Below are 20,045 nucleotides of genomic sequence, written 5' to 3' on the forward strand. Positions count from 1 at the left end.
CAGAAATTCTGTTTTTGAGGAGGAATATATTATGGCTAAAATTATAGGAATTGACTTAGGAACAACAAATTCATGTGTTGCAGTAATGGAAGGTGGAGAACCAGTAGTTATAACTAACTCAGAAGGAGCTAGAACTACACCATCAGTAGTATCTTTCCAAGCAAATGGAGAAAGATTAGTTGGGCAAGTTGCTAAAAGACAAGCAATTACAAACCCAGATAAAACAATAATCTCAATTAAAAGACATATGGGAACTGACTACAAAGTTAAAATAGATGATAAAGATTATACACCACAAGAAATATCAGCAATGGTACTTCAAAAATTAAAAGCAGATGCAGAAAGTTATTTAGGAGAAACTGTAACTCAAGCAGTTATAACAGTTCCAGCTTACTTTAATGATGCTGAAAGACAAGCAACTAAAGATGCAGGAAGAATAGCAGGATTAGAAGTTTTAAGAATAATAAATGAACCAACAGCAGCATCACTTGCTTATGGATTAGACAAAACAGAACAAGATGAAAAAGTTTTAGTTTATGACTTAGGTGGAGGAACATTTGACGTATCTATCTTAGAACTTGGAGATGGCGTATTCGAAGTATTATCAACAAACGGAGATACTAAACTTGGAGGAGATGACTTTGATAATAAAGTTATGGACTTCATAGCAGATACATTCAAGGCTGAAAATGGAATAGACTTAAGAAATGATAAAATGGCTCTTCAAAGATTAAAAGAAGCAGCAGAAAAAGCTAAAATTGAGTTATCATCATCAACTCAAACAAACATCAACTTACCATTTATTACAGCTGATGCTACAGGACCAAAACATATTGACTTAAACTTAACAAGAGCTAAATTTAACGAATTAACTCATGACTTAGTTCAAAGATCAATTGAGCCAATGAAAAAAGCATTAAGTGATGCAGGACTTTCAATAAATGAAGTTGATAAAGTAATATTAGTTGGTGGATCTACAAGAATACCAGCAGTACAAGAAGCAGTTAAGAGCTTTACAGGACAAGAGCCTTCAAAAGGAGTTAATCCAGATGAGTGTGTTGCAATCGGAGCAGCAGTTCAAGCAGGAGTTTTAACAGGAGAAGTTAAAGATGTACTATTATTAGATGTTACTCCTTTAACACTTGGAATTGAAACTTTAGGTGGAGTTGCAACAGCTTTAATAGAAAGAAATACAACAATCCCAGCTAAAAAAAGTCAAACATTCTCAACAGCAGCAGATAACCAAACTTCAGTTGAAATTCACATAGTTCAAGGTGAAAGACAAATGGCAGCTGACAATAAAACATTAGGAAGATTTACTCTTTCAGGAATAGCACCAGCACCAAGAGGAATTCCTCAAATTGAAGTAACTTTTGATATAGATGCTAACGGAATAGTAAAAGTATCAGCTATGGATAAAGGAACTGGAAAAGAAGCTAATGTAACTATTACAGCATCAACTAACTTAAGTGATGATGAAATAGATAAGGCTGTAAAAGAAGCAGAAAAATTTGCTGAAGAAGATAAGAAAAGAAAAGAGTCAATAGAAGTTAAAAATAATGCAGAACAATTAGTTTACCAAACAGAAAAAGCATTAACTGACCTTGGAGATAAAATATCTGCTGAAGATAAAGCTAAAATCGAAGCTAAAGTTAGTGACTTAAAAGCTGTTAAAGATGGTGAAGATTTAGAAGGAATCAAAAAAGCGATTGATGAATTAAATGCAGAGTTCCACGCAATATCTTCTAAATTATATGGTCAAAATGGAGCACCAGGAGCTGAAGGATTTGATCCAAACAACATGGGTGGAGCTAATCCAGGAGCGGAGCAAAGTGCACCACATGACGATAACGTTGTAGATGCAGACTTTAAAGTAGAAGACGATAAATAATTCTTGTAACAAATAGAAGAGTTCTTATATAATACTAAAAGGGAAGATAAAAAATCGTCTTCCCTTTTATAAGGTTTAAATAAAAAATTTGGTGGTGAAATAAATAAATGGCAAATAGAGATTACTATGAAGTGTTAGGTGTAGAAAAAGGTGCATCAGACGCTGAGATAAAAAAAGCATTTAGAAAGTTAGCTATAAAATACCATCCTGATAAAAATCAAGGGAATGAAGAAGCACAACAAAAATTTCAGGAAATAAATGAGGCGTATCAGGTTCTTTCTGATCCGGAAAAGAAAGCTAGATATGATCAATATGGAACAGCAGATTTTGATGGTTCAGGATTTGGTGGAGGAGCAGGCGGATTCAGTGGTGGATTTGGTGGCTTTGACATGGGAGATATTTTTGATAGTTTCTTTGGTGGAGGATTTGGTGGTTCTTCATCAGGTGCAAGAAGAAATGGTCCAAGAAGAGGAGCAGATCTTGAGTACACTATTAAGCTAACATTTGAAGAAGCAATTCGTGGTGTAGAAAAAGAAATTTCTGTAACAAGAACAGAAAATTGTAGTACATGTAATGGAAGTGGTGCAAAGGCTGGAACAGCACCAAAAACTTGTCCTAACTGTGGAGGTGCAGGTCAAGTAAGAGTTCAAAGACAAACTCCACTTGGAAGCTTTGTTACAAACTCTGAATGTGACAGATGTCATGGAACTGGAAAAATAGTAGAAGAACCATGTACAGACTGTAAAGGTAAAGGAAGAGTAAGAAAAAATAGAAAAATAAAAGTTAATATTCCAGCAGGAGTTGATACAGGAAATGTAATGCCACTTAGAGGGCAAGGTGAGCAAGGTGTAAACGGAGGACCAACAGGTGATTTATATGTAAAAATTATGGTTACTCCATCAAAAGTATTCACAAGAAAAGGTTCAGATGTTCACTTAGAAACACACATAAGTATGGCAAAAGCAGCTCTTGGAACAGAGATAACTGTTGAAACTATAGATGGAAATGTAAAATATACTATTCCAGAAGGAACACAATCAGGAACAGTATTTAGATTAAAAGGAAAAGGAATTCCAAAGGTTCAAGGAAGTGGACGTGGAGATCAATATGTAAAAGTTATAGTTGATATTCCTAAAAACTTAAATGAAAAAGCTAAAAGTGCTTTAGCAGAGTTTATGGATGCAATTGGTGAAGAATACGATTTAGAGCATCATAAGAAAAAAGGATTCTTTTCTAGATAGTTAAAAAGGTAGCATCTCTTGCTACCTTTTCTTTGTTTTAATGGATAACTAGACAGAAAGTATACATAAGTGTAAAATAAAGTATTAGTAAATCATACGATGAAAGGAATGAAAGACATGGAAGGAACATGGACTGAAATAAAAATAAAAACAACAAGTGAGGCTATAGAGCCTATATCAGGTATATTTTATGGATTAGACTGTAAAGGGGTGTCTGTAGAGGACCCAAATGACATATTAGGAAGAGAACAAGGACCACTAACTTGGGACTTTGCTGACATAAATGTATTAGAACATAAAGGTGAGTTTGCAGTAGTAAAAGGATATTTTTCAGAAGAGGACAATTTAGAAGATATTTTAGCTTTTATAAAAGAAAAAGTAGAAGAATTAAAAGAGTTTGGTATAGATGTTGGACTTGGAGAAGTTCTTATGGAAAAAACTCATGAAGAAGACTGGGCAAATAACTGGAAAAAATATTATAAGCCATCTAAAATAACTGATAAGTTGGTAGTAAAGCCTATATGGGAAGAGTATGAAGTGAAAAATGATGAGTTAGTTATAGAATTAGATCCAGGAATGGCATTTGGAACAGGGGATCATGAAACAACAAGCATGTGTTTAAAAGCATTAGATAAGTATGTAGAAAAAGATAGTATTGTATTTGATGTTGGATGTGGTTCAGGAATTTTAGCTATAGGAGCTGCTAAGCTTGGAGCAAAAAAAGCAGTAGGTGTAGATTTAGACCCAGTAGCAGTAGAATCAGCAAAAGAAAATGTTGGTTACAATAATTTAGAAAATATCGAGATTCTTTATGGAAATTTAGTTGAAGTTATAGAAGGTAAAGCTGATATTGTTGTAGCTAATATTTTAGCAGAGATTATTTGTGTATTAATTGATGATGTAAAGAGAGTTTTAAAAGAAAATGGACTATTTATTACATCAGGAATTATTCATGAAAGAGTTAAAATGGTAACTGATAAGTTAGAAGAAGAGGGATTTGAAATTGTTGAAGTAAACACAGATGGAGAATGGAACTGTATAGTTGCTAAATTAAAATAAGGGGAGAGAAAGCTTATGCATAAATTTTTTACATCACCAGATTTAATAATTGATGATTATGCAAAAATAATTGGTGAGGATGTAAAGCATATTTATAAAGTCCTTAGATTAGATGAAGGCGAAACGGTAAGATTAAATGATTCAAATGGTAATGAATATTTAGCAGATATAAAAAATATATCTAAAACAGAAGTAGAGCTTACTATTTTGGAGAAATTAGAGATAAATAATGAAAGTCCAGTAGAAATAACACTTTTTCAAGGACTTCCAAAAGCTCAAAAAATGGATTTGATAGTACAAAAAGGAACAGAACTTGGATTAAAAGCTTTTGTTCCAGTACTAACAAAAAGAGTTGATGTTAAGCTAAAGGGTGATTTTAAAAAATTAGATAGATTAAATAGAATAGCCTTAGAGGCGGCAAAACAAAGTAAGAGAAGTATTGTACCAAAAGTATTAGAGCCAATAGAATTTAAAAGCCTTTTAGAAGAATTAAAAGGATATGACTTAGTAATAGTTCCATATGAAAATAAAGAAGAGTTTGGAATAAAAAAATTAGTAAGTGAAATAGATAAAGAAAAGATAAAAACTATTGCAATAATGGTTGGTCCAGAAGGTGGATTTGAAGAAGAAGAAATAAAAGAATTAGAAAATGTAAATGGAAGAATAATCACATTAGGAAATAGAATACTTAGAACAGAAACAGCAGGGTTTACAGCAACTTCGCTAATTCAGTATGAGTTTGGTGATTTAGGAGGAAAATAAATGAAAGTAGCATTTCAAACATTAGGATGCAGAGTTAATGTATATGAGTCAGAAGCAATGACTGAAAAATTCATAAGAGAAGGATACGAAGTAGTAGACTTTTCAGAAAAGGCAGATGTATATGTTATAAATACATGTTCTGTAACTAATATGGGAGATAAAAAATCAAGACAAATAATAGGAAGAGCAAGAAGACAAAATGAAGATGCCATCGTTGCAGCAGTTGGATGTTATTCACAAATAGCACCTAAAGAAGTTGCTGGAATTGAAGGGGTAGATGTGGTACTTGGAACAAGAAATAAAGGTGATATTGTATATTACGTAAACAAAGCTAGAGACGAGAAAAAGCCTCAAATAGAAGTTTCAGGTGTTTTAAAAAATAAAAAGTTTGAAAACTTAAAAATAGAAGATTATAGAGATAAAACTAGAGCATTTTTAAAAATTCAAGATGGATGTAACAGATTCTGTACGTACTGTTTAATTCCATATACAAGAGGTGCAGTTTGTTCAAAAGATTTTAATGTAGTGTTAGAAGAAGTGAAAAGCTTAGCAGAACATGGATTTAAGGAAATAATACTTTCAGGAATACATACAGCGTCTTATGGTTTAGATTTAGAGGGGAAAGTAGATTTAGTAGCATTATTAGAGGAAATAGAAAAAATAGATGGGATAGAGAGAGTTAGAATAGGGTCTATAGAGCCAGCTTTCTTTACACCAGAAGTTGTAGAAAAGATAAAGGGAATGAAGAAACTTTGTCCACAATTCCACCTATCACTTCAAAGTGGATGTACAGAAACCCTTAAGAGAATGAATAGAAGATACACAGCAAAAGAATATGAAGATATAGTGAAAATATTAAGAGAAAATTTAGAAGATGTTTCAATAACTACAGATGTAATAGTAGGATTCCCAGGTGAAACAGAAGAGGAATTTGACCAAACATATGATTTCTTAAAAAGAAATAAACTTACAAAAACTCATGTGTTTAAATTTAGTCCTAGAACAGGAACAAAAGCTTATGATATGGAAAATCAAGTAGATGGAAACATAAAAGAAGAGAGAAGTAAAAAATTAATCTCGTTAAATGACATAAATGAAGCCGATTTTTCTAAGTCTTTAGAAGGAAGAGAGATGGGTGTCTTAATTGAGAGAAAAGTAAAGAATACTGAGGATTTATATGAAGGATACACTAAAAACTATGTTAAAGTTCATGTGAATGGTGCATGTGATGATAATATAGGAAAAATAATAAATGTAGAAATTTTAAAATCTAATGGTGACTATTGTATAGGAAATGTGATAGAATAAGGTTAGTGTTAATTCAAGGAGGTGAAATGGAATGGATTGTATATTTTGCAAGATAATAAATGGTGAAATACCATCAAATAAAATATATGAGGATGAATTAGTTTATGCATTTCATGATATAAACAAGGAAGCCCCAGTTCACTTTCTAGTAATACCTAAAAAACACATAGAAAGCGCTAATTTTATAGATGCAGAAAATTCTAAATATATATCACATATATTTGAAGTTATAAATAAAATAACTAATGAATTAAATATAGCAGATGATGGATATAGAATTGTTAATAACTGCGGTAAAGATGGTGGGCAAACAGTAAATCACTTACATTTTCATGTTTTAGGTGGAAGAAATTTAGCTTGGCCACCAGGTTAAAAAAATAAGTTTAATCTTATTGTTGACATACGGTAGGTAACTGTTGTATAATTTAGCGTGTGTTATTAAGCCCGTAGCTGAGTTGAATTTATTAATTTAAGCTAGCGGAGGGAGGGATAATGAATGTCAGAAATAAAAGTTGGAGAAAACGAAACTCTTGAGAGTGCATTAAGAAGATTTAAAAGAAAATGCGCTAGAGCTGGAGTTCTTACTGAAGTAAGAAAAAGAGAACACTACGAAAAGCCAAGTGTAAAAAAGAAAAAGAAATCAGAAGCTGCTAGAAAGAGAAAATTCAAATAGGATTTCTTTTTGAAAGAAGGTATGAAATAGATGCCAGAAATAAAGATCAGACTTCAAGATGATTGGAAAAATGCTTTAAAAGCAAAAGAGAAATTTAAAGCTAATGTTTTAAGCACTGCAAAAGCAGCTATATTATTAGTTGAAAAAACTGATGGAACTGTAGTTGATGATGCAAAAGCTATCGAAATTTTAGCAAGAGAAGTCAAGCAAAGACGTGAGTCAGTGCTTGAGTTTGAAAAAGGTAATAGACAAGATTTAGTTGATTCAACTAATGAAGAAATTAAAATCTTGCTAAATTACCTTCCTCAGCAATTAAGCGAAACAGAAATATTACAAATAGTCAAAGACTCAGCAGATGAAGCGGGTGCAAATTGCATAAAAGACATGGGTAAGTTAATGGCATTAGTTAGACCTAAGACATTAGGGAAAGCTGATGGCAAACTTGTGAGTCAAATAGTAAAAGATTATTTAAGTAATAAGTAGCAAGTGAAGGTTCTTTGAACCTTCTTTGTTATCTAAGGATGCCTTTTAAAAAGGCATCCTTTTTCTTTTGGAAAAATTCATAATTTGGAAGTTTAAAACATAAATTACTATGATAGAACTTATAGAGGGAGAAATTATGGAAAAGAAAATTATAAATAAAAAAAATGAAATTTTGAAAAAAATAAACATGCCAAGAGAAATGCTTACTGGGGAACCAAAGATAATAATAACAGGAAAAGAAGAAGTAAAAATAGAAAATCATAAAGGTATACGAGTGTTTGATAATGAAAAAGTTGTATTCAATACAAGTATAGGGATATTGACGATAAAAGGAATTGATTTTGAACTTTTATATATAGAAGAAGAAACAATAATAGTTAGTGGCAAATTTACTAGTATATATTATGGAGAAAATTATGATGGGGAATAATATAAAATATATAATTAGAGTTGAAGTAAATACATTAAAAGGGGAAGAGGTTTTAAATACATGTATACAAAATAAAATACATGTAAGCAAGGTAAGACGTGTAAATAAAGCTTTACTATCATTTGAAACATATTATGAGGATTACAAAGATTTAGTTAAAATAACAAAGAGATATGGTGGGAAAATAAAAGTTATTGAGGAAAAGGGGAACATAATAAAAATTAAACGAATAAAAAATCGCATTGGACTTTTAATTGGGGGTGTTTTATTTGTAATAATGTTATTTACTTTATCAAGATTTGTTTGGGCCATTGATATAGAGACAGAAAAAAAGTTATCACCCTTTGAAGTAAGGGAAGTACTTTTGAATATAGGAGTAGAACAGGGAATGTTAAAGTCTGAGATAGATGTATATGAAATAGAAAAGGCTATTGAAGACAAGTGCAATGATGTTTTATGGACTAGAGTTCGTATAGAGGGATCCACTTTGAATATTGTAGTGAAGGAAAAAATAAATCCACCAGCAAATTTAGAGGAAAATGAAGGGGATGTTTATGCGAAAATTGGTGGAGAAGTAAAAAGGATTTATGCTCAAAAGGGAACTGCTATAGTAAAGCCAGGAGATATAGTTAAAGAAGGGGATGTGCTTATAGAAGGATATATGGAAGGGAATGGTGAAATAATAGAAAGTAAGGCCATTGGAAAAGTAGTTGCAAATACTTTTTATACAAAAGAGGTAGAGATTGACTTAGATGGTGGAGAAGAAGTAAGAGGAGAAAAAAGTGAAAATGAGTATTATTTAAATATTTTTGGAAAGAAAATTTATTTGAAAAAATTCTCTAATTCATTTGAAAAATATGATAAAATAGAAGAAGAAAATGGATTTTTCAATAAAAATATTTATTATGAGAAAAAAACTGAGACTATAAAAAAAGATAGGAATGAAATAGAGAAGGATGTAGTTAAGGAATTAAAAGAACTATTAGAGAAAGAACTTCCAATAGACACAAAGATAATAAATCAAAAGGTAGATACATTTGAATTAGGGGGCGGAAAAATAAAAATAATAGTAGAATTTACTGTTGAGCAAAATATTGCCAATAGGTAGTTTTAGCATTATGATGAGAAGGTGGGAACTTGAAAAAAAAATTAAAATTAAATATAGATATAAAAAAGAATAAGATAAGGTTTTTAATGTACATTGTAAGCTTTATAGTTATCTATGCAGTTTTGATAACAGCTATTGCACCAAAGGAATATGATCTAAAAGAAGGTGATATAGCTAGGGTTACCATTAAAGCACCAAGGGATACAATAGACCAAATGGCTACAAAGAAAAAAGAAGAGGAAGCTGCCAAGGGTGTAGATAAGCAATATACATTAAAAAGTGAAATTGAGCCACAGGTTGAAGAAAGTATTTTGTCTATTTTAAATAAAGTTCAAGATGTAAGTAAGAATGTAGAGGGAACTGAAAATCAGTTAAAAGAATTAGATGGAATAAAAGATTCAAATTTAACAGATGCTAATTATAAAACATTACTTAATCTATCAGAACAAGAATTAAATGATCTGAAATTTGATGTAAAAAACATAGTAGAAGCTACTTATGCAACTAATATTGCAAAAGGTAATCCAACAAGTTTAGACAATGCAATTGAAATTGCAGAGGAAAAAATAAATGAATTAGATGAAAGCAGCAATGTGAAAAATGTATTAAGACAAATGATAATCCCTAAAATAGAACCTAACTTTTTTTATGATGAAGAAAAAACAAATGAAGCAATACAAGAAGCAGAAAAGTCTGTACAGAAGGTTATAATAAAGAAGAATCAAACAATTGTTACAGAAGGAGAACCAATAACAGAGGAACAAATTGCAGTTTTAAAAGATTTAGGACTTATAGATCAAAGTGGTGGTTGGAGTATATTTATACTGTATGGGGTGCTAGCCCTATTTGTAATTAGCGTAATATTTATAAAGCATTTTTATATTTACAAAAATCATAAAAAAGAATTTAAGAGTACTAAAATTTTAATATTGATTAATACTATAAGTGTTTTAACAATTATAATTGCAAGGGTAGTAAGCGTTATTTCGCCTTTTGCAATACCGTTAGCGTGTGCACCAATTCTTATTACATTATTAGTTGATTATAGAATCTCTATTGTGATATCAAGCTTAGATGTAATATTAATTGCAGGAGTTGTAGGTTTTGATCCACAAATAATTATGCTTGGAATTTTAAATGGGATAATAGGGGCAACATCATTAAGAAGGATGCAGCAAAGAAATGATATTTTATATTCAAGTGCAGGCTTGATTGTAATGAGTGTGATATTAACATTTTCAACAGGATTTTTACTATCAAACAATTTAAGTGAAATTCTTATACTAAGTTTAGCAGCAGGAATTGGAGTTGTTTTTTCTGCAATATTAGCTATTGGTGTTTTACCATTTTTTGAATCAGGGTTTGATATAGTAACAAATTTAAAGTTATTAGAATTATCTAATCCTAATAGTCCATTGTTAAAGAAAATACTAATGGAGGCACCAGGAACATATCATCATAGTATGTTGGTTGCTAATTTAGCAGAAATGGCAGCAGAAGATATAAATGCAAATCCAGTAGTTGCAAGAGTGGGGGCATATTATCATGATGTAGGAAAAACTGTTAGACCATATTTCTTTAAAGAAAATCAAATAGGTCGAGAAAATCCTCATGATAAAATAAGTCCAAATTTAAGTACATTGATTATAACTTCACATGTGAAGGATGGTTTAGAGCTTGCAAAAGAACATAACTTACCAGAAGTTATACAAGATATGATAGTGCAACATCATGGAACTACATTAGTAAAATATTTTTATTACACAATGAAAAATGAAGCTGAAAATCCAGAGGATGTAAAGGAAGAAGATTTTAGATATCCAGGTCCAATACCAAGCAGTAAGGAAGCGGGTATTTTAATGCTTGCTGATAGTGTAGAGGCAGCGGTAAGATCTATTGGAGAGCCGAGTAAAGGGAAAATCGAAGAAATGGTTAATAACATAATAAAAGATAAACTTTACTCAGGACAGCTTGATAATTGTGATTTAACATTAAGAGATTTAGAAAAAATAAGAAAATCATTCCTAAAAGCTTTAAATGGGATATATCATCAAAGAATTGAGTATCCAACAGAAAAAGTTAAAAAATAAAAAAGGGGAGAGGTTTTAAACCCTCCCCTTTAACATATATATAATAAGGAGATAAATAAATGATATATTTAGACAACAGACAAGAAATAATAGAAGTAACAGATGAATTTGTAAAGGATATGGAAAAAGTTATTTTATTTGCATTAAAAGAAGAAGAAGTAGATAAAAAATGTGAAATATCATTAGTTTTAGTAGACAATGAAGAAATTAGAGAAATAAATAATGAAACTAGAAATATTGATAAAGCAACAGATGTACTATCTTTTCCAATGCTTGATTATGAAGATAAAAAAGTATTTAAAGAAGTTTATACAGGAAAAGAATTTGATGAAATATATTTAGATGGTGAAGAACTAGTTTTAGGTGATATTGTTTTATCCTTAGAAAGGGCATTAGAGCAATCTAAAGAATATAACCATTCATTTGAAAGAGAAAGTTTTTATTTAATAGTACATTCAGTTCTTCATTTATTAGGATATGATCATATGATTGAGGAAGATAAAAAAATAATGAGGAAAAGAGAAGAGGAAATTTTAAGTAAATTAAATATTAATAGATAAGGTTAGGTGAAATAGACATGAAATTAAAAAAAGTTTTAGATAGTTTTAATTATGCAATAGACGGAATTATTTATACGGTCCGAACTCAAAGAAATATGAGGATTCATATGGTAGCTACTTTAATAGTTTTGGTTTTATGTCTATTTTTTGATGTATCTAAAACTGAAATATTAATTTTAGCAATAACTATAGTAATGGTTATTGGAGCAGAGCTTTTCAATACTGCAATTGAAGCTATCGTTGATATGAATACAAATTATTATCATCCCTTAGCCAAAATAGCTAAGAATGTAGCAGCAGGAGCAGTTGTTATAACAGCTTTAAATGCAGTATTAGTTGGATATATAATCTTTGGAGATAAATTAAGTCACTTATCATATGCTGTTTTAGATAAAATAAAAAATTCAGAGCCACATATGATATTTATACTTTTAGCTATAGTATCAATAGCTACTATAATTGCAAAAGCTATATTTGGAGAAGGAACACCTCTTAAGGGAGGAATGCCAAGTGGGCATAGTGCATTAGCATTTTCTATTGCAACAGCTATATCATTTATAACAGAAGAGCCAATTTGTATATTTTTAAGCTTTTTAATGGCACTTATAACAGCTCAAAGCAGAGTAGATGCAGAAGTACATTCCTTGTTTGAAGTTATAGTAGGAGCACTTTTTGGGATGCTTATAACAACTCTTATTTTCACAATTTTAAGATAATTAAAGAAAAACTATATAATAAGTGTTGTTTAATTATATAATAATGATATAATATTATGCACAATAAGCAAAATAGTTTATACTTAAGAATAAGGGAGGGTTTTTCAAATGGAGAAAAAACTTATAAAGGAAGCAATTAAAGCTAGGGAAAATGCATATTGCCCATATTCAAATTTTAAAGTAGGGGCAGCAGTATTATTTGAAGATGGAAATATATATACAGGAAGCAATGTTGAAAATGCATCTTATGGTGCAACTATGTGTGCTGAAAGAGTAGCGATTTTCAATGGAGTAGCTAAAGGAAATAAATCTATTAAAGCACTTGCATTAATTGGAGATGTAAATAATTATACGTACCCATGTGGAATGTGTAGACAGGTAATAAGTGAATTTGCACATACAGAAGATGTTAAGATTTATATAGTAAAAAACGAGGAAGATTATTTAGTAAAAACTTTTGGGGAAATAATGCCAGGAAGTTTTACTAAAAGAGATCTTGAGTAGGAGGAAAAAATGTTTAAATCAGGATTTGTATCAATAGTAGGAAGACCAAATGTAGGAAAATCAACATTAATGAACTATATAATGGGGGAAAAACTATCTATTGTATCTAATAAACCACAGACGACAAGAAACAATATACAAACAATAAAAACTACAGATGACTATCAAATGGTCTTTGTAGATACACCAGGTATCCATAAACCAAAGCATAAATTAGGAGAGTATATGGTAAACTCTGCAAAGGATTCAACAAAAGATGTAGATTTAATTCTTTTTGTAACTAATCCAGATGGAGAGCTTGGAAAAGGAGACAACTTTATTTTAGAGAATTTAAAAGGTAAAAAATGTCCTGTATTCTTAGTTTTAAATAAAATTGATGAATTTACTCAAGATAAGGTTGCAGAAACTTTAATGAAATATTCAGAAGCATTCCCATTTGCAGAAATAATTCCTATTTCAGCATCTAAAGGGAAAAATGTAGATAAATTACTTAACTTAATGGCTGAAAAGTTACCTGAGGGACCTAAGTATTATCCGGAAGATATGATAACAGATGTTCAAGAAAGATTTGTAGTATCAGAAATAATAAGAGAAAAAGCATTAAGATGTTTAAGAGATGAAGTTCCACATGGAATTGCAGTAGATATAATAAGAATGAAAAAAAGTGAAAAAGGAACATATCATATTGAATCAGATATTATATGTGAAAAAGATTCTCATAAGGGAATTATAATTGGTAAAAATGGAGTTGTACTTAAAAAAATAGGTGAAACTGCAAGATATGAATTAGAAAGATTTTTAGGAACAAAAGTTATGTTGAAGCTTTGGGTTAAAGTAAGAAAAGAATGGAGAGACAACAATAATTTACTTAAAGAGCTTGGATATAAAAATGTAAAGTAATATAGGTGATAAGATGTCTCTAGTTAAAACAAGTGGTGTAATTATAAAATCTACAGATTATAAGGAAAATGATAAAATAGTCTGGATATACACAAAGGATTTTGGGAAAATAACAGCTATAGCAAAAGGTGCTAAAAAAAGTAAAAGCAAATTATTTTCAGTAACAGGAAGTCTTTGTTATAGTGATTATATGCTTTTTAAAGGTAAAAATATGTATACCCTTCAAGAAGGAAAAATAATAAATTCCTTTAAAGGCTTAATGAACAACTTAGATAAATTAACCTATGCATCATATATTTCTGAGTTAATTGATATTTGCATAAATGATGGTGAAAAAAATGATCTTTTATATTTAGAATTCGTAAAAACACTATATTTATTAGATACAGATGCAATTGATTATGAACTTTTGATTAGGTCATTTGAACTTAAATTATTAAAAGAAACTGGATATGGTATAAATTTAGATAATTGTGCCATATGCAGAAAAAAAATTAGAAGTTCAAAATACATTCATATGCAGACTTTTAGTGGTGTATGTGAAGAGTGTGGAAGAAATAATACACTATATATATCAAAAGAAGCATATGCAGCTCTTAAATTTTTAAATAAAATAGATGCAAGTAGAATATATATGATGAAATTAAATGAGGATGTAAAAAAAGAAATAGAAAAAATAAATTTATATTTTATATCTTCAAATTATTCTAGAAAACCTAAAAGTTTAGAAATGTTAAATTATATTAAGGAGTGATAGTTTATGAAAGAAATTACATTAGAAAAAGTTGATCAAATAAGAGAAAGAGCAAATGTTAGCTATGAAGAAGCTAAAAGAATTTTAATCGAAGCAGATGGAGATGTTTTAGAAGCGTTAATAAACCTTGAAAAAGATGGGGTAAAGGGAATAAATAACGTAGTTGAAGAGGAAGATATATTATCAAAAACTGCATACAATACAGAAGATTTTAAGCTTTGGCTAAAAGAAATTATAGAAAAAGGTAACGTAAGTAGAATAAAAATTAAAAAAGAGGAAACAGTAATAGCAGACCTTCCTGTTAATGCAGGTATCTCTGCAATGGTCATAGCAATAGTTTTACCAGCAGTTTTAGCCTTTGGAGTAATAGCAGCAGTTGCAACAAAAGTAACTATAGAAATCACAAAATGTGATGGAAGCGTAGAAGTTGTTAACAAATATGTGAAAAAAGTTACTGATGAAGTAAAAGAAAAAGCAAGTGTAGTTGCAAGCGAAGTTAGAGAGAAAGCAAGCAGAAAAGCTGAAGATGTAAAAGAAAAGCTAAATGACGTAAAAAATGATATGAAGAATAAAAGTGAAAATAAAAGCAAAGTATATACAGGAGATGATACTGTTTACACATATACTGTGAAATTTGACGACGAAGAATAGGAAAATACAGTAAATGGAAGAAAAAAGAATGTATAAAGAGAAGAATTCTTCTAAAAAGAAAATTTGGAAGAATATGGACTTAAATCAGGTTATTTGAATATAGAAAAAAAAGGAATAAATGGTATAATTATAATGTACTAAAGATTCTAATAAATCTGAATTGTCTGAAAATTTTATTCTCGAATCAAGAAAGAGGGATAAACTTGAAGTTATCAGAAAGGCAAGAAGAGATAATAAGATTAGTTAAAGAAAGACAGCCAGTTACAAGTGAAGCCTTAGCAGATAGCTTAGGAGTAACGAGAGCTGCATTAAGAGCCGACTTAGCGATTTTAACTATGATAGGAGCATTAGATGCTAGACCAAAGGTTGGATATGTATATTCAGATAAACCTAAAAGCAGTCTTGTAAATGAGTATATAAATGAAATCAAAGCTCATGAGATAATGTCAAAGCCTTCAGTGGTAAGTGAAGAAACAACAGTATATGATGCAATTGTATACTTATTCTTAAATGATGTAGGAACATTATTTGTAGAAAGTAATGGTTTCTTAACCGGTGCTGTTTCAAGAAAAGATTTCTTGAAAATTGCAATTGGAGGAACAGATATCCATAAGGTACCTGTTGGAGTTATTATGACAAGAATGCCGAATATTGTATGTGCATCAACAGAAGATTCAGCATATGCAGTAGGAACAAAAATAATAGAGCATGAAATTGATAGCATACCTATTGTTGAAAAAGTTATGGTTTATGAGAAAGAACAATATAAGATTTTAGGAAAAGTTTCTAAAACTAATATTACAAAATTATTCGTTAAGCTTGGGAAAAACAAATAAATTTGGTATATGCGAGGACAAAAACTTGTCCTCGACAATATATATATTAACTTAAGTATTGAACGGAGGAGTATTGAGATGGAGAAAAAGTACGTATACCCTTTTAAAGAGGGGAATGCATCAATGAAAAATCTTCTAGGAGGAAAGGGTGCAAATCTTTCTGTAATGACACAACTTGGAATACCAGTTCCACAAGGATTTACAGTAACAACAGAGGCATGTAATAAATATTATGAAGATGGAAGAGTAATAGCACCATCAATAATAGAAGAAATTGAAAATTGTATGAAAGAACTTGAAAAAGAAACAGGTAAAGAGTTTGGAAGTACAAATAATCCTTTACTTGTATCAGTAAGATCAGGGGCAAGAGTTTCAATGCCAGGAATGATGGATACAATATTAAACTTAGGTTTAAATGATGAAGCAGCAGAAGCAATGGCAGAGCTTACAAATAATCCAAGGTTTGCATATGATTCATATAGAAGATTTATTCAAATGTTCTCAGATGTAGTTATGGGAGTTGAAAAGAGATTATTTGAAGATAAAATTGATGAAATGAAAGAAAAAAGAGGAGTTAAAGATGATACAGATTTAACTGCTGATGATTTAAAAGAATTAGTAAACGAGTACAAAGAAGTATATAAAAAAGAAAAGGGAGAAAATTTCCCACAAGATCCAAAAAGCCAATTAATAGAATCAGTTACAGCTGTATTCAGATCATGGGATAACCCAAGAGCTAGAGTATATAGAAGATTAAATGATATACCAGGTGAGTGGGGAACTGCTGTAAACGTTCAACAAATGGTGTTTGGTAATAAAGGTGAAACTTCAGGAACAGGAGTTGTATTCTCAAGAAACCCTGCAAATGGTGATAATGAAATATATGGAGAATACTTAATGAATGCACAAGGTGAAGACGTTGTAGCAGGTATAAGAACACCACTTCCAATATCAAAATTAGAAGAACAAAATCCAGAAATTTATAAGCAATTTATTGATATAGTAAATACATTAGAAAATCATTATAAAGACATGCAAGATATGGAGATGACTATTGAAGAAGGAAAATTATACTTCTTACAAACTAGAAATGGTAAAAGAACAGCTCCAGCAGCACTTAAAATAGCAGTAGATTTAGTTGAATCAAAAATGTTAACTAAAGAAGAAGCTATCTTAAAGGTTGAACCAAAACAATTAGATACATTATTACATCCAGCGTTCTATGATGAAGACTTAAAGAAAGCAACACCAATTGCTAAAGGGCTTCCAGCATCACCAGGAGCAGCTTGTGGTAAAATAGCATTCACTGCTGAAGAAGCTAAAGAAAGAGCAGCTAATGGAGAAGCGGTAGTACTTGCAAGACTTGAAACTTCACCAGAGGATATTGAAGGAATGATTGCAGCAGAAGGTATCTTAACTGTAAGAGGAGGAATGACTTCTCACGCAGCAGTTGTTGCTAGAGGAATGGGAACTTGTTGTGTAGCAGGATGTGGAGAAATCAAAATAAATGAAGAAAAGAAAACTTTAGAAGTAGGTGGAAAAACTTATACTGGAGAAGATTTTATTTCAATAGATGGAACATCAGGAAATATTTATGGAGAAAAAATAAAAACAGTAACTCCAGAAATAACAGGGCATTTTGCAACATTCATGGCATGGGTTGATGAAATTAGAAAATTAAAAGTTAGAACTAATGCAGATACACCAAGAGATGCAAAGCAAGCAGTTGAATTTGGAGCAGAAGGAATAGGTCTTTGTAGAACAGAGCATATGTTCTTTGCAGAAGATAGAATTCTAGCTGTTAGAGAAATGATTATAGCTAAGACTGAAGAAGATAGAAGAAAAGCATTAGATAAAATACTTCCAATGCAAAGAGCTGACTTTACTGCTATCTACGAAGCGTTAAAAGGAATGCCAGCTACAATAAGACTTCTTGATCCACCATTACATGAGTTCTTACCTCATACTGAAGAGGATAAAATAGCATTAGCTAAAGAATTAGATGTAGATGTAGAAGAAATCAAAAATGCAGTAGAAGATAAGCATGAATTTAACCCAATGATGGGACACAGAGGTTGTAGACTTGCGGTAACTTACCCAGAAATAGCTGAAATGCAAACAAGAGCTATTATAGAAGCAGCAATTGCAGTAAGCGTTGAAAGAGGATATGACGTAGTTCCAGAAATTATGATACCATTAATTGGAGAAGTTAAAGAACTTAAATTCGTTAAAGATGTTGTAGTTAGAACAGCAGAAGCGGTTATGGCTGAAAAAGGAACTAAATTAGAGTATAAAGTTGGTACAATGATTGAAATCCCAAGAGCGGCATTAACAGCTGACGAAATTGCTAAAGAAGCAGAATTCTTCTCATTTGGAACAAATGACTTAACTCAAATGACATTTGGTTTCTCAAGAGATGATGCAGCTAAGTTCTTAACATCATACTATGATGAAAAGATATACGAGCAAGATCCATTTGCTAAGTTAGACCAAACAGGAGTTGGGCAATTAGTTAAGATGGCAGCTGAAAAAGGAAGAGCAACAAGAAGTGATATTAAACTTGGAATCTGTGGAGAGCATGGAGGAGATCCATCATCAGTTGAGTTCTGTCACAATATAGGATTAGACTATGTATCTTGTTCGCCATTTAGAGTGCCACTTGCAAGACTTGCAGCAGCACAAGCACAAGTAAATAATAAAAGATAATTAAAAGAAAACCACCCATGTTTGGGTGGTTTTTATAGTTTTATATCATATTCATTTTCAATTCTAGATAAGATTGTTTTTACAAAGGTTAAATGAGCATGAGATTTTTCGGTACCTTTAATAAGCATATCTGTAGCAACAGATTTATTAATTTTTAATTTATTTCTAAAAAAGTCTCTAGAAATTTTCCAATATTTTTGTGGGAAAGAAATATATGCAAGAAGATATCTAAAGTCATCAACAGTTATTGTATTACCTTTATTATATTCTCTTAAAAGTCTCATAGTAAATTCAACGTTCCAAGAAATGCTATCACGTCTTAAAAGTCTTCTTAAAAAATATCCCAAGTCTTGCATAGAGGAGTCAATTTTACATTTATCAAGGTCAATAAGCCAAATATTATCAAGTTTATCAAAAAGTAAATTTTTACTTACATAATCTCCATGACACAAGGAGGTTGAAAGATTAGAATTTTGAACACGACTAGAGATTTCAAGAGAAAATTTAGAAATTTCTAAATAGATATCAAAAAATTCTAAAAAGATTTCAGAAAATAAACTTTTATCTTTTATTGCGGCATTATAAGAAAGTAAAATATGGTTAAAGTGTTTTAAGGTTGTTATGTAGATATCAGACAAACCTTCTCTATTAGAACTTCCTTCAATAGGGATAAAATTTTTAGAACATTTGTGAACGTAGGAAAGTTGGCGTACAGCAGTAATAATATGAGATGTTTCATTAGAGTTACATTTACTGCCATCAATCCATAAAGTTAATATAAAAAGCATACCATTTAGATTAACATATTTATTTCCAGAAAGGGTATTTAATAATTTAGGTGTATTAATATTATTTTTAAATAGCCATTCTAAGGCTGAATAAACAAAAAGTAAATCAGCTTCATTGTAATAGACTTTCTTTAAACAGTAAGATCTATTCTTATAAGTAATTTTATACACAATTCTTTGTTTGTCAGTATTCTTTAGTTTAATAACAGATATTTTAGAATTTTCTAATCCATAATGGGATAAAACTTGAAATCGAATAGTTTCTTCAGAAAAAGGATTAGAGGAATTATCTAATATTTTTTTCATTATGCAAATCTCCTAAATAATATTATTACTATATTCTATGTTGTAACTTAGTATAAGTAGAATTATAAATTTAAAATAATAAAAAATAATATTTTGCAAATACTAAATACTAGTAATAATTAAAGGAATTAAGAGATAAATATAGAATAAAAGAAATAGAAGAATAGAAAATAAAAAATTTCCTTTAAAATATATAAAAAGAAAATTTGACATTTAGAAGAATTACTAAAATTTTATAGAGATAAAGTAAAAAATAGGAATAAAATAGTTAAAATAAGG

General features: G+C 30.3%; 20 protein-coding genes. 19 read left to right on the forward strand and 1 reads right to left on the reverse strand.

Annotated elements, in window-relative coordinates:
* Positions 1–31: 31 nt before the first annotated feature.
* The 19 genes from dnaK (at position 32) to ppdK (ending at position 18,672) form a co-directional block, all read left to right on the forward strand.
* Positions 32–1,891, forward strand: a complete 1,860-nt coding sequence (dnaK, locus tag ACRC28_RS02085; protein WP_438541800.1) for a molecular chaperone DnaK — start codon at positions 32–34, stop codon at positions 1,889–1,891.
* Between the two features lie 107 nt (positions 1,892–1,998).
* The gene (gene dnaJ / locus ACRC28_RS02090; RefSeq protein ID WP_438541801.1) at positions 1,999–3,132 is read left to right on the forward strand and encodes a molecular chaperone DnaJ; all 1,134 of its coding nucleotides are present in this window, start codon (positions 1,999–2,001) and stop codon (positions 3,130–3,132) included.
* A gap of 117 nt (positions 3,133–3,249) precedes the next feature.
* Positions 3,250–4,191 carry a 50S ribosomal protein L11 methyltransferase gene (gene prmA / locus ACRC28_RS02095; protein WP_438541817.1) on the forward strand — a complete coding sequence of 314 codons (942 nt, stop codon included), beginning with the start codon at positions 3,250–3,252 and terminating at the stop codon, positions 4,189–4,191.
* Positions 4,192–4,206: 15 nt separating this feature from the next.
* A complete protein-coding gene (locus ACRC28_RS02100; RefSeq protein WP_438541802.1) occupies positions 4,207–4,953 on the forward strand; it encodes an RsmE family RNA methyltransferase in 747 nt (248 codons plus the stop codon).
* The gene (mtaB, locus tag ACRC28_RS02105; RefSeq protein ID WP_438541803.1) at positions 4,954–6,261 is read left to right on the forward strand and encodes a tRNA (N(6)-L-threonylcarbamoyladenosine(37)-C(2))-methylthiotransferase MtaB; all 1,308 of its coding nucleotides are present in this window, start codon (positions 4,954–4,956) and stop codon (positions 6,259–6,261) included.
* 31 nt (positions 6,262–6,292) lie between these two features.
* Positions 6,293–6,634 (forward strand): histidine triad nucleotide-binding protein, encoded by a 342-nt coding sequence (locus ACRC28_RS02110; RefSeq protein ID WP_438541804.1) that lies wholly within the window; start codon positions 6,293–6,295, stop codon positions 6,632–6,634.
* Positions 6,635–6,757: 123 nt separating this feature from the next.
* Positions 6,758–6,934 carry a 30S ribosomal protein S21 gene (gene rpsU, locus ACRC28_RS02115; protein WP_002597939.1) on the forward strand — a complete coding sequence of 59 codons (177 nt, stop codon included), beginning with the start codon at positions 6,758–6,760 and terminating at the stop codon, positions 6,932–6,934.
* A 30-nt stretch (positions 6,935–6,964) separates the two neighbouring features.
* A complete protein-coding gene (locus ACRC28_RS02120; protein WP_438541805.1) occupies positions 6,965–7,417 on the forward strand; it encodes a GatB/YqeY domain-containing protein in 453 nt (150 codons plus the stop codon).
* Between the two features lie 136 nt (positions 7,418–7,553).
* On the forward strand, positions 7,554–7,847 hold the full coding sequence (gene yqfC / locus ACRC28_RS02125; protein WP_438541806.1) for a sporulation protein YqfC: 294 nt from the start codon (positions 7,554–7,556) through the stop codon (positions 7,845–7,847).
* On the forward strand, positions 7,837–8,955 hold the full coding sequence (gene yqfD, locus ACRC28_RS02130) for a sporulation protein YqfD (protein ID WP_438541807.1): 1,119 nt from the start codon (positions 7,837–7,839) through the stop codon (positions 8,953–8,955). Before yqfC ends, yqfD begins: the two co-directional genes overlap by 11 nt.
* Before the next feature lie 86 nt (positions 8,956–9,041).
* The gene (locus ACRC28_RS02135; protein WP_438541818.1) at positions 9,042–11,045 is read left to right on the forward strand and encodes an HD family phosphohydrolase; all 2,004 of its coding nucleotides are present in this window, start codon (positions 9,042–9,044) and stop codon (positions 11,043–11,045) included.
* Positions 11,046–11,104: 59 nt separating this feature from the next.
* Positions 11,105–11,605, forward strand: a complete 501-nt coding sequence (ybeY, locus tag ACRC28_RS02140) for an rRNA maturation RNase YbeY (protein WP_438541808.1) — start codon at positions 11,105–11,107, stop codon at positions 11,603–11,605.
* A gap of 17 nt (positions 11,606–11,622) precedes the next feature.
* Positions 11,623–12,321 (forward strand): diacylglycerol kinase, encoded by a 699-nt coding sequence (locus ACRC28_RS02145; RefSeq protein WP_438541809.1) that lies wholly within the window; start codon positions 11,623–11,625, stop codon positions 12,319–12,321.
* Positions 12,322–12,429: 108 nt separating this feature from the next.
* Positions 12,430–12,825 carry a cytidine deaminase gene (locus tag ACRC28_RS02150; RefSeq protein ID WP_438541810.1) on the forward strand — a complete coding sequence of 132 codons (396 nt, stop codon included), beginning with the start codon at positions 12,430–12,432 and terminating at the stop codon, positions 12,823–12,825.
* Between the two features lie 9 nt (positions 12,826–12,834).
* Entirely contained in the window at positions 12,835–13,725 is an 891-nt protein-coding gene (era, locus tag ACRC28_RS02155; RefSeq protein WP_438541811.1) for a GTPase Era, read from the forward strand.
* Between the two features lie 13 nt (positions 13,726–13,738).
* Positions 13,739–14,479, forward strand: a complete 741-nt coding sequence (gene recO, locus ACRC28_RS02160; RefSeq protein ID WP_438541812.1) for a DNA repair protein RecO — start codon at positions 13,739–13,741, stop codon at positions 14,477–14,479.
* A 6-nt stretch (positions 14,480–14,485) separates the two neighbouring features.
* The gene (locus ACRC28_RS02165; protein WP_438541813.1) at positions 14,486–15,130 is read left to right on the forward strand and encodes a DUF4342 domain-containing protein; all 645 of its coding nucleotides are present in this window, start codon (positions 14,486–14,488) and stop codon (positions 15,128–15,130) included.
* Between the two features lie 203 nt (positions 15,131–15,333).
* Positions 15,334–15,966, forward strand: a complete 633-nt coding sequence (locus ACRC28_RS02170) for a helix-turn-helix transcriptional regulator (protein ID WP_438541814.1) — start codon at positions 15,334–15,336, stop codon at positions 15,964–15,966.
* A 78-nt stretch (positions 15,967–16,044) separates the two neighbouring features.
* Positions 16,045–18,672: a pyruvate, phosphate dikinase gene (ppdK, locus tag ACRC28_RS02175; protein WP_438541815.1), complete on the forward strand. Its 2,628-nt coding sequence runs from the start codon at positions 16,045–16,047 to the stop codon at positions 18,670–18,672.
* Between the two features lie 32 nt (positions 18,673–18,704).
* Here the strand turns inward: ppdK and ACRC28_RS02180 are convergent, their stop codons facing one another.
* Positions 18,705–19,766, reverse strand: a complete 1,062-nt coding sequence (locus tag ACRC28_RS02180) for a CotS family spore coat protein (protein ID WP_438541816.1) — start codon at positions 19,764–19,766, stop codon at positions 18,705–18,707.
* Positions 19,767–20,045 lie beyond the last annotated feature (279 nt).

This window comes from Clostridium sp. (assembly GCF_051650885.1).
GTDB lineage: Bacteria > Bacillota > Clostridia > Clostridiales > Clostridiaceae > Clostridium.